Annotated in this window: 13 protein-coding genes; 10 read left to right on the forward strand and 3 right to left on the reverse strand. The window is 52.0% G+C overall.

The genetic code is table 11. The features are described 5' to 3' along the window. The first annotated feature begins 91 nt into the window (after nucleotides 1-91). A complete protein-coding gene (alaS, locus tag Q5911_RS02165; protein ID WP_303180626.1) occupies nucleotides 92-2,728 on the forward strand; it encodes an alanine--tRNA ligase in 2,637 nt (878 codons plus the stop codon). Between the two features lie 121 nt (nucleotides 2,729-2,849). Next, complete coding sequence (gene rpsU, locus Q5911_RS02170; protein ID WP_004054229.1) at nucleotides 2,850-3,026, forward strand: 30S ribosomal protein S21; 177 nt, start codon at nucleotides 2,850-2,852, stop codon at nucleotides 3,024-3,026. Between the two features lie 40 nt (nucleotides 3,027-3,066). Here rpsU and Q5911_RS02175 read toward each other — a convergent pair whose 3' ends face one another. After that, complete coding sequence (locus Q5911_RS02175; RefSeq protein WP_226394005.1) at nucleotides 3,067-3,651, reverse strand: Maf family protein; 585 nt, start codon at nucleotides 3,649-3,651, stop codon at nucleotides 3,067-3,069. 132 nt (nucleotides 3,652-3,783) lie between these two features. On the opposite strand from Q5911_RS02175, the gene Q5911_RS02180 reads away from it, so the two are divergent. Then, nucleotides 3,784-4,326: a prolyl-tRNA synthetase associated domain-containing protein gene (locus Q5911_RS02180; RefSeq protein WP_226394006.1), complete on the forward strand. Its 543-nt coding sequence runs from the start codon at nucleotides 3,784-3,786 to the stop codon at nucleotides 4,324-4,326. 25 nt (nucleotides 4,327-4,351) lie between these two features. Here the strand turns inward: Q5911_RS02180 and Q5911_RS02185 are convergent, their stop codons facing one another. After that, nucleotides 4,352-5,497, reverse strand: a complete 1,146-nt coding sequence (locus Q5911_RS02185) for a DUF4317 domain-containing protein (RefSeq protein WP_303180635.1) — start codon at nucleotides 5,495-5,497, stop codon at nucleotides 4,352-4,354. A 146-nt stretch (nucleotides 5,498-5,643) separates the two neighbouring features. Here Q5911_RS02185 and Q5911_RS02190 point away from each other — a divergent pair, with 146 nt between their 5' ends. Together Q5911_RS02190 and Q5911_RS02195 are read left to right on the forward strand one after the other, a co-directional pair. Then, nucleotides 5,644-6,840, forward strand: coding sequence for a D-alanyl-D-alanine carboxypeptidase family protein (locus tag Q5911_RS02190; RefSeq protein WP_303180637.1), 1,197 nt, complete (start codon nucleotides 5,644-5,646; stop codon nucleotides 6,838-6,840). A 119-nt stretch (nucleotides 6,841-6,959) separates the two neighbouring features. Continuing rightward, nucleotides 6,960-7,835 (forward strand): metallophosphoesterase, encoded by an 876-nt coding sequence (locus Q5911_RS02195; RefSeq protein WP_303180640.1) that lies wholly within the window; start codon nucleotides 6,960-6,962, stop codon nucleotides 7,833-7,835. On the opposite strand, the gene Q5911_RS02200 is transcribed toward Q5911_RS02195, so the two are convergent. Further along, nucleotides 7,832-8,710 carry a DegV family protein gene (locus Q5911_RS02200; RefSeq protein WP_226394010.1) on the reverse strand — a complete coding sequence of 293 codons (879 nt, stop codon included), beginning with the start codon at nucleotides 8,708-8,710 and terminating at the stop codon, nucleotides 7,832-7,834. The genes Q5911_RS02195 and Q5911_RS02200 overlap by 4 nt on opposite strands. 167 nt (nucleotides 8,711-8,877) lie before the next feature. Between Q5911_RS02200 and Q5911_RS02205 the strand changes: the two genes are divergently transcribed. The 5 genes from Q5911_RS02205 (at nucleotide 8,878) to Q5911_RS02225 (ending at nucleotide 14,331) form a co-directional block, all read left to right on the forward strand. After that, nucleotides 8,878-9,462, forward strand: a complete 585-nt coding sequence (locus Q5911_RS02205) for a TetR/AcrR family transcriptional regulator (RefSeq protein ID WP_303180643.1) — start codon at nucleotides 8,878-8,880, stop codon at nucleotides 9,460-9,462. Nucleotides 9,463-9,534: 72 nt separating this feature from the next. Then, entirely contained in the window at nucleotides 9,535-10,329 is a 795-nt protein-coding gene (locus tag Q5911_RS02210) for a segregation and condensation protein A (protein ID WP_076777468.1), read from the forward strand. A gap of 1 nt (nucleotide 10,330) precedes the next feature. Continuing rightward, the gene (scpB, locus tag Q5911_RS02215; RefSeq protein ID WP_303180647.1) at nucleotides 10,331-10,900 is read left to right on the forward strand and encodes an SMC-Scp complex subunit ScpB; all 570 of its coding nucleotides are present in this window, start codon (nucleotides 10,331-10,333) and stop codon (nucleotides 10,898-10,900) included. Between the two features lie 66 nt (nucleotides 10,901-10,966). Continuing rightward, the gene (locus Q5911_RS02220) at nucleotides 10,967-12,220 is read left to right on the forward strand and encodes a D-alanyl-D-alanine carboxypeptidase family protein (protein ID WP_303180650.1); all 1,254 of its coding nucleotides are present in this window, start codon (nucleotides 10,967-10,969) and stop codon (nucleotides 12,218-12,220) included. Nucleotides 12,221-12,342: 122 nt separating this feature from the next. After that, complete coding sequence (locus Q5911_RS02225) at nucleotides 12,343-14,331, forward strand: 2-isopropylmalate synthase (RefSeq protein ID WP_303180652.1); 1,989 nt, start codon at nucleotides 12,343-12,345, stop codon at nucleotides 14,329-14,331. Nucleotides 14,332-14,342: the final 11 nt, after the last annotated feature.

Raw genomic sequence — 14,342 nt, forward strand, 5'->3', positions numbered from 1 at the left:
CATGCGGCATAAGTCTGACAGGCCCCGGCGTTGACAAACGCCGGGGTTCTCTTTATAATTAGATGTTAGTTTGAAAAATTAGGAGGAAACTATGCAAAAATACGGTGTAAATGAATTAAGAAAAATGTTCCTTACATTTTTTGAGAGCAAGGAGCACCTTGCGATGAAGAGTTTCTCGCTTGTGCCCCACAACGATAAAAGCCTTCTTCTGATCAATTCCGGTATGGCGCCCCTGAAACCTTACTTCACAGGTCAGGAGATCCCGCCCAGAAAGAGAGTGACCACCTGCCAGAAGTGCATCCGCACAGGCGATATTGAAAATGTGGGAAAGACGGCCCGCCACGGTACATTCTTCGAGATGCTGGGCAATTTCTCCTTTGGAGACTATTTTAAGAAAGAATCCATTGCCTGGACATGGGAGTTCTTAACAGAAGTGGTAGGTCTTGACCCGGACCGCCTGTACCCTTCTGTGTATGTGGATGACGATGAGGCCTGGGAGATCTGGAACAAACAGATCGGGATTCCCGAGGAGCGCATCTTCCGTTTTGGCAAAGAAGATAACTTCTGGGAGCACGGAAGCGGACCCTGCGGTCCCTGCTCAGAAGTCTACTATGACCGGGGCGAGAAGTATGGCTGCGGAAAGCCGGACTGTACAGTAGGCTGTGAATGTGACCGGTATATGGAGATCTGGAATAATGTATTTACCCAGTTTGACAATGACGGCCAGGGCCACTATACAGAGCTGGAGCAGAAAAATATTGACACAGGAATGGGACTGGAGCGTCTTGCCTGCATCGTACAGGACGTGGACTCCATGTTTGATATAGACACCATCCGTGCTCTCCGTGAGCACGTGTGCCGCCTTGCAGGCAAAGAATATGAGAAGGATTACGCCACAGATGTCTCCATCCGTGTCATCACAGACCATATCCGTTCCGTAACCTTTATGATCTCCGACGGTATCATGCCCTCCAACAGCGGAAGAGGCTATGTGCTGCGCCGGCTTCTCCGCCGCGCCTGCCGTCATGGCCGTCTCCTCGGCATCCAGGGCGAATTCCTTGTGGAGCTGGCCCAGACCGTTATAGACGGATCCAAGGACGGATATCCGGAGCTGGATGAGAAGAAAGATTTCATCTTCAAGGTGATCACAAAGGAAGAGGAGCAGTTTAACAAGACGATCGACCAGGGACTTTCCATCCTGGAGGGCCTGCAGGCTCAGATGGAAGCGTCCGGAAGCACGGTCCTCTCCGGCGAGGAGGCTTTCCGTCTCTATGACACGTACGGCTTCCCTGTGGATCTTACAAGAGAGATCCTGGAAGAAAAGGGATTCTCCATTGACGAAGAGGGATTTGAAAAGGCAGCGAAAGCCCAGAAAGAGCGGGCGAAGGGAACCTTCGGCGAGACAAACTATATGGGCGCTGATGTGACCGTGTACGAGTCCATCGATCCTTCCGTGACCAGCACATTTGTGGGATATGACCATTTAACATACAGCTCTAAGATCACAGTCCTCACTACAGAGGATGAAGTCGTGGACGCACTCTCTGACGGCGAGAAAGGCACCGTGTTTGTAGATGAGACTCCGTTCTACGCTACAAGCGGCGGCCAGGAGGCGGACAATGGCGTGATCCGCACAGAGGACGGCGTGTTCCAGGTGGAGGACACCATCAAGCTCCTGGGAGGAAAGATCGGCCATGTAGGCCATGTTGTGAGCGGTATGCTGAAAGTGGGAGACAAGGTTTCCCTGGAAGTCAATGAAGAGAAGCGTGCGCTCTCCGCAAGGAACCACAGCGCAACACACCTTCTTCAGCAGGCGCTCCGCCAGGTGCTGGGAACACATGTGGAGCAGGCGGGATCTTCTGTCAACGAATACAGACTCCGCTTTGACTTTACCCATTTCTCAGCCATGACAAAGGAAGAGCTGAAAAAGGTGGAAAACATCGTCAATCAGCAGATCATGAACTGCCTGCCGGTAAAGGCTGAGAACATGCCCATCGAGGAGGCAAAGAAGACAGGAGCGGCTGCCCTCTTTGGCGAGAAATACGGCGACATCGTCCGGGTTGTGAGCATGGGCGATTTCTCCAAAGAGTTCTGCGGCGGAACCCATGTGGATAACACGGGTGTCATTACTGCCTTCAAGATCATTTCTGAGACAGGTGTGGCTGCCGGCGTGCGCAGGATCGAGGCCCTCACATCCAAGGGGCTTCTCCGGTACTATGATGAGCTGGAAGAGAAGCTGGAAAGGTCGGCAAAGCTCCTCAAGACCACACCGGACAAGGTGGAGGAGAGACTGTCCCACATGATCTCTGAAAACAAAGAGCTCCACAGCCAGGTTGAGAGCCTGAAGAGCCAGCTGGCCAAAGAGTCCATGGGAGATGTGACAGACCAGGTGACAGAGGTGAAGGGAATGAAGTTCCTGGCAGCCAAGGCACCAGGCGCTGACATGAACGGCCTCAGAGACCTGGGCGATCAGCTGAAGGAGAAGCTGGGAGAAGGCGTTGTTGTGCTCGCTTCTGATGCAGGCGGCAAAGTAAACCTGATGGCCACAGCCACAGACGGAGCTGTCAAAGCAGGAGCCCATGCAGGCAACCTGATCAAGGCCATCGCATCCTGCGTCGGCGGAGGCGGAGGCGGCCGCCCGAATATGGCTCAGGCAGGCGGCAAGAACCCGGCTGGCATTGATGAAGCCCTGGAGAAAGCAAAAGAAGTACTGGAAAACCAGCTCTAAAACGAAAAAAATGATTGACGTCCAGGAAAAATGTGCTATAATCTAATGTAGTGCAATAAATATACCCGAACAGTCGTATGATGCACAATATAGGGCTGGAGGGGAGGTTAGGTGTGAGACTATGTCAAATGTAATCGTTAAAGAAAACGAGACGTTGGACAGCGCTTTACGCAGATTTAAAAGAAACTGCGCAAAGGCTGGTATTCAGCAGGAAATTCGGAAAAGAGAGCATTACGAGAAACCAAGCGTAAGACGCAAAAAGAAATCCGAAGCTGCAAGAAAACGTAAATATAACTAATGTGCAAAATAAAGATGACACGCTTTTGCGTGTCATCTTTTTATATCTCTTCCATCTCTCTCAGCTCATGGTACAGCTTTGCGATGGGAAGTCCCACCACATTGTTGTAATCTCCCTGTATCTCCTTTATATGAACGGCAAAAGGCCCCTGTATCCCGTAGGAGCCTGCCTTGTCCATGGGATCGCCAGTCCGGATGTAGGAGAGCAGCTCTTCTCTGCTCACCGGGTAGAAAGTAACCTGGGTGCAGACGTGGAACGTGCGCGTATATTTCTTTTCGCCTTTCATCTGGATGAGGCAGACACCGGTGTAGACCTGATGTGTCCGGTCTGCCAGCATGGAGAGCATGGCCAGGGCCTCCTCCTGGTCAGTCGGTTTTCCCAGGATCTCGCCCTGGTAGGCCACCACGGTGTCCGCCCCGATGACAGTGAAGTCTTCCGTCATGGAGCCTAAGGACTTGTCAAAGATATCCCGGGCTTTCAGGGCTGCCAGTCCTTCCACGATCTTAGCAGGACTTTCTCCTTCGATCCTTTCTTCTGCGCCGGAAGGGCACACGTCAAAAGTAAATCCGGCCTGAGCAAGAAGCTCCTTTCTTCTGGGAGATGCAGAGGCAAGTATATATTTCACTGCTGATCACAACCTTTCCTTACTGTTTTTTGATACCGGCCGGGCAAAAATTATTCTCTGTCTTGCGAAAGACCGGGCCGGTGCACTATAATAGCTATTATAAGACAAAAATGAAATGGAGGAAAGACCCCTATGTATATCAGCGAAATCACAACCACTCCACCGGACAATGTGTCTGAGAGAGTTCCACTGGAACAGGAAGTGTACAAGGTTTTTAAAAAGCTTGGCATCCCCTATGAGAGAGTAGATAATGACCCTGCCTCTTCTATGGAGGAGTGCGCCGAGATCGGCGAAGTTCTGCAGGCTCCGGTGCGGAAGGATGTCTTTCTGTGCAATCAGAAAAAGACCTCTTTCTTCCTTCTTCTCATGCCTGATGACAAACCATTCGACACATCGTCCTTCAGCAAAAAGCTGGGCGTGTCCCACATGTCTTTTGCCCCGCCGGAGCTGATGGTGAAACATATCGGCTGCACGCCCGGCTCTGCCAGCGTGGTAGGTCTTCTGAATGACGAGGACGACTATGTGCAGCTCATCATCGACAAGGAGGTGGCGCAGGCAGAGTGGTTTGTCTGCAATACAGGCATCAACACTACCCACCTGAAATTTAAGACCCAGGATCTTTTAAAGAAGTTTCTCCCCTACACCCATCACAGGCCAAGAATCGTGGAACTCTAAAAAGGTTCATACAGCAGGGAATCCGTTATCCTTCTATCCCTGTCTCCGGGTCCATCCTGACTTCAATGCCGTTGACTTCCACCTGGTCATCCACAGGGATCACCAGGCATTTCCGCCCGTCTACGATCCTGACGTCCACCAGGTCTGTCCGGTCCGGATTGACATTGATCACAATGTCCGGGGTCTTGATGTTAAATTTCTTTGTGCTGGCAATGTTGGAGGCCAGAAGCGAGGCCTTTTCGCCCACTGTCTCGTCAAATTCCCGGTCGAATCCTTCCAGGTTCTCCTCCGGCACGCCGCTCAGAGAGAACAGACGCCGGACTTCCAGCTTGCCCAGCTCCAGGGGGTCCAGCTCCTCTTTATTCTCCTCGATCAGTGTGTTCAGATTTTCATGGATGTTGCGGATCACGCTGTAGGAGCAGTCCTCGCCCAGTGTGTCCGCGATCATGGCCTGGAACGACTCTTTCTGCGTACCGGCGCTTAAGACCTGGCTGCATCCCAGTACCTGGGTGAGAAAGACTTCCTGCAGCTCCTCCGGCTTCTTGGAGTAGTAGAGAAGGCTGTGCACATCTTGGGCCCTGTCATTGAAAGCGGGGAAGAGGAATCCACTTATCGGGTCGTTTACGATCCAGTCCCGGATCCGGTCCTCGATGCTGTTGTGCTCTGCGTTGTAGCAGAGCCCTGCTTTGGACAGAGAGACCGGACAGATGCTGCACAGTATGTAATCATAAACCGTGTCAGAGGCGTCGTACATCTCCATTCCGTCAGACGCCTTTCCCGGCACGTCGTAAGCAGCGTGGATGAGAAGGATCAGATAGTGCTCCCCAAAATCATAGTTCTCGATCACCTTGTCATAAAATTCAGCGACAAGCATATCATCCGTGAGTTTGCCGTCCTTGAGCTGCATCAGGAACTCCTGGGCGCCGCCTTTTAACTCTTCATCCAGCGGAAAACTCATGTTGAGAAGATTCTTCCCCACTGTGCCGGACAAAGTCCTCTTAAACAGGTCAAAATACTTGAATTCTTCCTCCTCGGGAAGGGAGAGGAAGGCCTCCTTAAATTCCAGTTTCTTTTCCTTGTCTCCGTCCACGTAGCAGCCGCAGATGCGTGTGATAGCACAGTTCTGCGGTGAAAACTGCTTCCGGATTTCCAGAACTTCTTTTTTATTCATGAAATACCCCTTTTCTTTATAAAATCAGCCGTCATCTCTCTTCTGCGAGATAAATTCCGGAGTAATTATTTTAACACAGATGGGAATAAGTGAAAAGAATAAAAATATATTAGTAACAGACGATATATGCAAGGAGAGATGTGCATATGAAGCGATTTTTGACAGCTCTTCTGTGCGGGGCGCTGCTCCTTCAGCCTGTCCTTATCAAGGCTGCCCCCGAGGCCGGCACAGAAGCCGGTGCAGAAGAGCCCCATACAGCCGGACCGGAGGTGAGCTCACCCTCCGCGTTTCTGGCAGAGGCATCTACAGGGAAAGTGATCTACGAGAAGAACGCGGATGAAAAGCGTCCTCCTGCCAGTGTGACCAAGATCATGACCCTGCTTTTGATCTTTGACGCCCTCTCGGAGGGTAAGATTTCTCTGGCAGACCAGGTCACTGTATCCGAGTATGCGGCCTCCATGGGAGGATCGCAGGTGTTTCTGGAACCTGGTGAAGTGCAGACCGTGGACACGATGATCAAGTGCATTGCAGTGGCCAGCGCCAATGACGCCTGCGTGGCCATGGCAGAACATGTGTGGGGCAGCGAGGAGGAGTTCGTCAGGCATATGAACGAGAGGGCTGCCGGTCTGGGGATGGAGAGTACCAGCTTTGTCAACTGCAATGGCCTGGATGCCGACGGGCATCTGACCACGGCGCGGGATATTGCGGCCATGTCCAGAGAACTGATCCTTACATACCCGCAGATCCGGGATTACGCCTCCATCTGGATGGAGGATATTACCCATACTACAGCAAAGGGAAGCAGCACGTTCACGCTGGCAAACACAAACAAGCTGATCCGCCAGTACGCCTACGCCACCGGCCTTAAGACCGGTTCCACAGACGACGCCGGCTTCTGTGTGTCCGCCACAGCCAAGAAGAATAATATGGAGATGATTGCAGTGGTCATGGGAGCCGAGACGTCCAAAGAGCGGTTTAAAGATGCAGTGACTCTTCTGGACTATGGTTTTGGAAGGGCTGTGAAATATGTGGATGAGGGAATACAGGCGCTGGATCCTGTGGATGTGGAAGGCGGCCGGGAGAGGCAGGTGCCTGTCCGGCAGAAGGAGCCTTTTCAGTATGTGGACACCGGCGGGGCTGATCTGGCGGCCATTGAAAAAAAGTATGAGACAGAAGAGAAGCTGAAGGCCCCTGTAAAGACCGGGGACTTTGCCGGGAGCGTCGTGTACTCTCTGGATGGCACCGAGATCGGCAAAGTGGACATTGTGGCGGCAAAAGACGTCCCCAAAGCCAGCTACCTGAACTGCCTGGAACAGACGCTGGAGCTGTTCTTTCCGGCATAGTAAACAGTGAAAGGATAGGCGGGAGCTGCGGAAGATAAGTTGCAAAATATCAGTACAGACTATATAATCATTACCAGAACTGCCCGAATGACACAGGGCATACGACGGAGGAAAGGAAAATGTGGAAAAAGCCTTTGGCCCTGCTTGGCACATCCGCCCTCATATGCGCCGGGGAGATGGCAAGAGAATTATCAACCTTCCGTGTGAGGCGCTACAGGATGGAAGTGCCGGGGATAGAAAGAGGAAGAGAGATCAGATGTCTCTTTCTCTCTGACCTGCACGGAAAAGAATACGGAAAAGAGAATAAAAAGCTTCTGGAGCAGATCGAGAAGGAGCGCCCGGACTTTATCCTGGCAGGAGGCGACATGCTGACCCGGACACAGCCGGAGACCGACCAGACAGCTATCGCCCTCATGCGGCGCCTTGTCTCTGTGGCGCCCGTCTGTGCGGCAAACGGGAACCATGAACAGAAGATGAAGGAGAACAGGGAGCTGTACGGAGACAGATATGATAGATACCGGGACGCACTGAAAGAGGAAGGGATCCGTGTCCTGGAAAATGAGACCTGCCTGTTCCGGAAGGGTGGCTTTTTGGCCTCTATCACCGGCCTTGAGATCCCGCTTTCCTGCTACAGCCACTTCGGCAGAGAGGAGCTGCAGGTGGAGGAAATCAATAAGAGAGTCGGAGAGCTGCCCAAAGAAGGATACCGCATACTTATGGCCCACACGCCGGCCTATATGGATACATACTGGGAATGGGGAGCGGACCTTGTCCTTTCCGGGCATCTTCACGGCGGCGTGGTGCGCCTGCCTGTCCTGGGAGGGGTTATCACACCTCAGATGCAGCTCTTTCCCAGGTATTCGGGGGATATGTACACAAAAAAAGACGGGCAAAGCTGCGTGGTCAGCCGGGGGCTGGGTACCCACACAGTCAATGTCCGTCTCTACAATATGGCAGAGCTTGTCTGCCTCTCACTCATCGGAAAACGGGATTAAGGCCGGTGCACCCGGAACACACCTACTCCCAGAGCCCCTGCCCCTGTATGGCAGCCAATGCTCATGGTGAGAGGGTAGTGGACGATCTCCATGTCCGGGAAATATTCTCTGTATTTTTCTTTCCAGAATAAAAAATCCTCCTCGCTCATGGCCGTCTCAGCCATGCCCAGCTTGAGGACACCGGCGTCCCTCAAGTGGGAAAAGCGGGTGTCTATGTCTTTTTCTACCGCCTTGCACATGGTGCGGAAAGCAGCCTTCATGCCACGCACTTTGGCGAAAGCATCCAGCTTGTCTCCCTGGATCGTGAGGACGGGCTTTAAGTTCAACACGGTGCCCACCGCAGCCGCAGCAGGAGTGATGCGTCCGCCCCGTTTCAGGTACTTCAGCGTGTCCACGGCAATGTAGATACTGGCGTCCAGCGCCTCCTCTTCAAGATGCTCCTTGATCTGGCGTCCTGTCTTTCCTTCTTCCGCCAGAAAGTGGGCATCCAGCACGGACTGGGTCTGGGTTACGGAGATCCGGTGGTTGTCCACCACATGCACACGCCCCTCAAACTCTCCTTCAGATGCAAGAGCCAGCGCGCTTGCACAGGAAGTGGAGAGGCCGCTGGACATGGGAATATATACCAATTCTTTGTAATCCCGCAGAAGGGAGGACCACATATCCATCACATCCCCGGGGGAGGGGAGAGAAGTGCTGACAGCGGCATCGGAGGCAAGCTGCCGGTAAAACTCTTCGGCTGTAATACTTTTTCCCTCATAAAAAGTCTCACCATCGATCAGGACAGGCATAGGGATGATATGGATGTCGGGAAAAGGCTCGCATCCCGGCATGATCCCGCAGTTGCTGTCCGTCATAATAGCAATGTCTGACATAGTATTCTCCTTTGCAGTTCCAAGATATAGCTTTACAAAACATAAAATATCTTACACATTGACCGATATTTTAACAGATGTTAAAATATTATAGCAGATGGTTTAATAAAACTCAATTACAGACCAATCTGTTTTGTCAGTTATTTATACAGTTTGAGGGAAATGTTATGGAAGACAGACGCATCACCAAGACAAAGAGAAATCTGAAAGGCACGCTTATCTCCATGCTGCCGGAGCAGCCTTTCGAGCAGATCTCCATTACGGAGCTCTGTGCAAGGGCAGAGATCAGCCGTATCACCTTTTACTCCCACTACAGTGATAAATATGCTCTGGTGGACGAGATCTTCCAGGATATGGTTGCCCTAGGCACGGAAGACTATGAGAAAATGCAGCAGGAGAACAATCCGGGCCGGGATGAGGTGATCAGCTACTGCAATATCCTGGACGCCATTATGGAGCTGTACTACAGCCACTATGATTTTTTTCGCTATACTGCTCCGGAGCACAATCCCTACCTGGCTTTTGCCTTTTACAGCATTGTCCTTGAGACAGTAGAAGATCACACAAAGCGGATGAAAAACCGGAGCCGTCTTCGGTTCTCTCCAAAGCAGATCGCTGGTTTTCTCTGTTATGGCATCATCGGCTTTTTCAACGAGGGGCACGCAGAGAAGATTCCTGTGGACAGACTCAGGCGGGAGGCAAAAGAGTTGCTCATGGGCGTACTGCGGTCCAGGGTGCTGATCCAGCTTTAGAAAAACTGTTGAGAAAAGCGCAAAGGTCATATATAATAGTAAAGCTAAGTTCAAAAAGAGCGGAGGGTGTCTGTGGGATTAGAGGTAAAGCTGCAGGTGTTTGAAGGTCCTCTGGACCTTCTTCTGCACCTCATTGATAAAAATAAAATAGATATCTACGACATTCCTATTGTGGAGATCACGAATCAGTATATGGAATATATCCGCGCCATGGAACAGGAAGACCTGAACGTGATGAGCGAATTCCTTCTCATGGCTGCCACGCTGCTGGATATCAAGTGCCGGATGCTTCTTCCCAAGGAAGTGAATGAGGAGGGGGAAGAGGAAGATCCACGGCAGGAGCTGGTGGACCAGCTGCTCCAGTACAAGATGTACAAATATATGTCCTATGAACTGCGGGACAGGCAGGTAGAAGGAGAACGGTCCCTGTACCGGGAGCCGGATATACCGGAGGAGGTGCAGGACTATGTGGAGCCGGTGGATCTGGACAGGCTTCTGGACGGACTGACACTGTCAAAGCTGAACAGGATCTTCCGGGAGATGATGCGCAGGCAGACGGAAAAGATCGATCCCATCCGAAGCCGTTTTGGAAAGATCGAGAAGGAGGAGGTCTCTCTGCCGGAGAAGCTGGGCTATGTGGAGGAGTACGCTGGGGCCCACCTCTCCTTCAGTTTCCGACAGCTGCTCTCAAAGCAGGGGTCCAAGGTGCAGCTGGTAGTCACCTTTCTGGCTGTGCTGGAGCTGATGAAGACAGGCAAGATCAAAGTTATGCAGGAGCAGCCTTTTGACGATATCCTTATCACCTCCATGATATGCGGCAAAAAGGAGACACAGAAAGAAGAGCAAAGGGAAGAAGGGGAAGTGTAAAGTGGAGATCAGCAGATTAGAGGGGATCATAGAGGCGATCCTTTTTACGATGGGGGACTCGGTAGAGCTCTCCAAGATCGCGTCAGCCATTGGCCATGACGAGGAGACGACCCGGAAAGTGATCCACAATATGATGGATAAATATGAGACCGATGACAGAGGGATCCACATCATCGAACTGGAAGACTCCTTTCAGATGTGCACAAAGCCCCAGATGTACGAGTACCTCATCAAGGTGGCAAAGCAGCCAAGAAGATATGTGCTCACAGATGTACAGCTGGAGACTCTCTCTATCATTGCCTACAGGCAGCCGGTCACCAAACTGGAGATCGAAAAGATCCGTGGCGTCAAGTCAGACCACGCAGTGAACAAGCTGGTGGAGTACGATCTTGTGTGTGAGGTGGGAAGGCTGGATGCGCCAGGCAAGCCCATTCTGTTTGGAACGACAGAAGAGTTTCTGCGGCGTTTCAGCATCCATTCTCTGGAAGATCTTCCGGGCCTCAATCCGGAACAGCTCGAGAATTTCAAGCACGAAGCGGAGGAGGAAGCTCAGCTCAAGCTGGACGTATAGACATATTTCCCGGACAGAAGACATACATATAAGTTAACTGTCTATGTTCTTCGGGTCGTGATATATATGATAAAACGAAAAAAGAAAGCCGGTCTTTTTCTGGCATCTGTTCTTCTCACCCTGGTCCTGGCGGCCTGCCCTTGCATCTGCCGGGCGGCTTCTCAGACGGATGAAGAGGAGACGCCGGAGGAACTGGCACAGCTCTACGCCCGGTCGGCGGTCCTTATGGATGCTGACAGCGGGCGTGTTTTATTTGAGAAAGACGGGAAGACAGCCCGGCCTATAGCCAGTACCACAAAGATCATGACATGTATCCTGGCACTGGAGGAAGGAAAACCGGATCTGGTGTGCTCCGTGTCAGAAAAGGCAGCTTCCCAGCCGGAAGTCCGCCTGGGTGTGCGGGAGGGAGAGACCTATCTGCTGGAAGATCTACTTTATTCCCTCATGCTGGAATCCCACAATGACAGCGCAGTGGTGATCGCGGAAAACACAGCCGGGAGTGTGGAAGCGTTTGCCGGGCTGATGAATAAAAAGTCAGAGGAGATCGGCTGTCAGGACACCTATTTTATCACTCCCAACGGGCTGGATGCGTCCGACGAAGGGGGAACCCACTCTGCAACGGCAGAGGATCTGGCCCGGATCCTCAGATACTGCATCATGGAATCGCCAAAGAGGGAGGCATTTCTTACTGTCACAAGAACAGACAGCTACTCTTTTACAGACCTCTCAGGGCAGAGGAGCTTCTCGCTTCAGAATCACAATGCCTTCCTCTCCATGATGGAGGGAGCGCTCACCGGGAAAACAGGCTTCACGGCGGATGCCGGCTACTGCTATGTGGGAGCCCTGGAAAACGGCGGGCGCACCTTTATCGTAGCGCTTCTGGCCTGTGGATGGCCGAATAACAAAGGGTACAAGTGGGAGGACACAAAAAAGCTGATGCAGTACGGAATCAATCATTACCAATATGAGACCATTACTCTGGACCAGTCTCTTCCTTCTCTTCCTATATCCGGCGGAGCGCCGCCCTCCGGAAGCCTGGGCAGTGATGCACTGGCCCTCCTGTCCTCTGAACCGTTTCAAAAAGAGCTTCTCATGGCAGGCGAGGAGGCTGTCACCGCACAGGTCAAACTCCCGGCAGAACTGGATGCGCCTGTGGAAGAGGGACAGGAGGTGGGGGAGATTCTTTACCGCATAGGAGAATTCGAGGTGGGGCGGCAGAAAGTGGAAGCAGCCATCAGTGTGCCGGAGAGAGACCTTCTGTGGTGCCTGGATCAGATCATTGTCCGGTTTTTTGCAGGAAAGAATAAAATAAGTCAATAAAAATGATTAAATTTGTCACTATTATTTTGGGTATATGTGTGATAGGATAGACGAGTATTAAAAAAGAACAACAAAGTTGATAAATATTCAGCTTTTGTGCTGCTGAAAGGAAGAGATGGAACATGAAAAATTTTGAGAAGTATGAACGGCAGTATTTTATGCCGCCGGAAGTCACCTATGACTGGGTGAAAAAAGAATACATAGACCAGCCGCCTATCTGGTGCAGCGTGGATCTGCGGGACGGCAACCAGGCTCTTATCGAGCCCATGAGCCTGGATGAAAAGCTGGAGTTCTTTGAACTGCTTGTCAAAGTGGGATTCAAGGAGATCGAGGTGGGCTTCCCGGCTGCCTCCGAGACAGAGTATAACTTCATGCGCGCTCTGATCGAGCGGAATATGATCCCGGATGACGTGACGGTCCAGGTACTGACCCAGGCCAGGGAGCACATCATCAAGCGGACCTTCGAAGCTGTAAAGGGAGCGCCTCACGCGGTGATCCACCTTTACAATTCTACGTCTGTAGCGCAGAGAGACCAGGTGTTCAAAAAAGATAAAGAGCAGATCAAGAAGATTGCCATAGACGGAGCAGAGCTTCTGAAGAAGCTGGCAGACGAGACAGAGGGGAACTTTACTTTTGAGTACAGCCCGGAGAGCTTTTCGGGTACAGAAGTAGACTACGCAGTGGAAGTGTGCAACGCTGTCCTGGACGTGTGGAAGCCCCAGGCAGACAACAAGGCGATCATCAATATCCCCACAACTGTGGAGAACGCCATGCCCCACGTCTTCGCTTCCCAGCTGGAGTACGTGCACAAACATCTGGCCTACAGAGAGAACGTGATCCTCTCCCTTCACCCCCACAACGACAGAGGCTGCGGCGTGGCCACAGCTGAGCTGGGTATCCTGGCAGGGGCGGACAGGATTGAGGGTACGCTCTTTGGAAACGGAGAACGGACAGGAAATGTGGATATCATCACTCTTGGTATGAACATGTTCTCCCACGGCGTGGATCCGAAGCTGGACTTCTCCAACATGGAGGAGATCAAAGAGGCCTATGAGCGTCTGACAAGGATGACGGTGGATGTGCGCCAGCCCTATGCAGGCGAGCTTGTCTTCACTGCGTTTTCCGGATCTCATCAGGATGCCATCGCCAAGGGCATGTCCTGGAGAGAGGAGAAGAAGTGCTACAAGTGGACAGTACCCTATCTGCCCATCGATCCCCAGGATGTGGGAAGACGGTATGACTCAGACGTTATCCGCATCAACAGCCAGTCCGGAAAAGGCGGCGTGAACTACATCCTGAAGCAGAGCCACGGCATCAATCTTCCGGAGAAGATGCGCGAGGAAGTAGGCTACCTTGTAAAGGGCGTTTCCGACAAAGCCCACAAAGAGCTGACGCCGGAGTGGGTATACCAGATCTTTACAGACAACTATGTGAATGCCAAGACCATCTTCTCCATCGATGAGTGCCATTTCCGCCAGGCGGACGGCATCATCGCGGACGCCACCATCCACCACGGCAACGACGAGCAGGTGGTGACCGCCTCCGGAAACGGCCGCCTGGACGCTGTCAGCAACGCTATCAAGCAGTACTTCAATATCAGCTACGAGCTGCGCTACTACGAGGAGCATTCGCTCACAAGAGGATCTTCCTCCAAGGCGGTAGCCTACGTAGGGATCGTCTCCCAGGAGAAGACCTTCTGGGGCGTTGGGATAGACGCGGACATCATCCGAGCCTCCATTGAGGCCCTCATCGTGGCTGTGAACAAGATAGAGGAGCTCAGCACTGCGGAGCCGGTGAAGGATGCCCGCATGATCGAGATCATGAACTACATACAGGCCAACTACATTGACGTGACACTGGATGACCTGGCAGAGAAGTTCTATCTCTCCAAGCCCTACCTCTCCAAGTATATCCGGGAGAAATCAGGGATGACCTTCGGTGACCTTGTAAAGAAGATCCGCATGAAGAAGGCAAGAGCGCTCTTAAAGAGCAGCAGCATGACAGTGGAAAATATTGCCCTGTCTGTTGGGTATCAGAATGTGGAGCATTTTAACCGTCTCTTTAAAAAAGCATACAATATGACGCCGGTACAGTTCCGGAACATGAAATAGAAAAAAACGGC

It is taken from the genome of Lachnoclostridium phocaeense, assembly GCF_959599685.1.
Lineage (GTDB): Bacteria > Bacillota > Clostridia > Lachnospirales > Lachnospiraceae > Claveliimonas > Claveliimonas monacensis.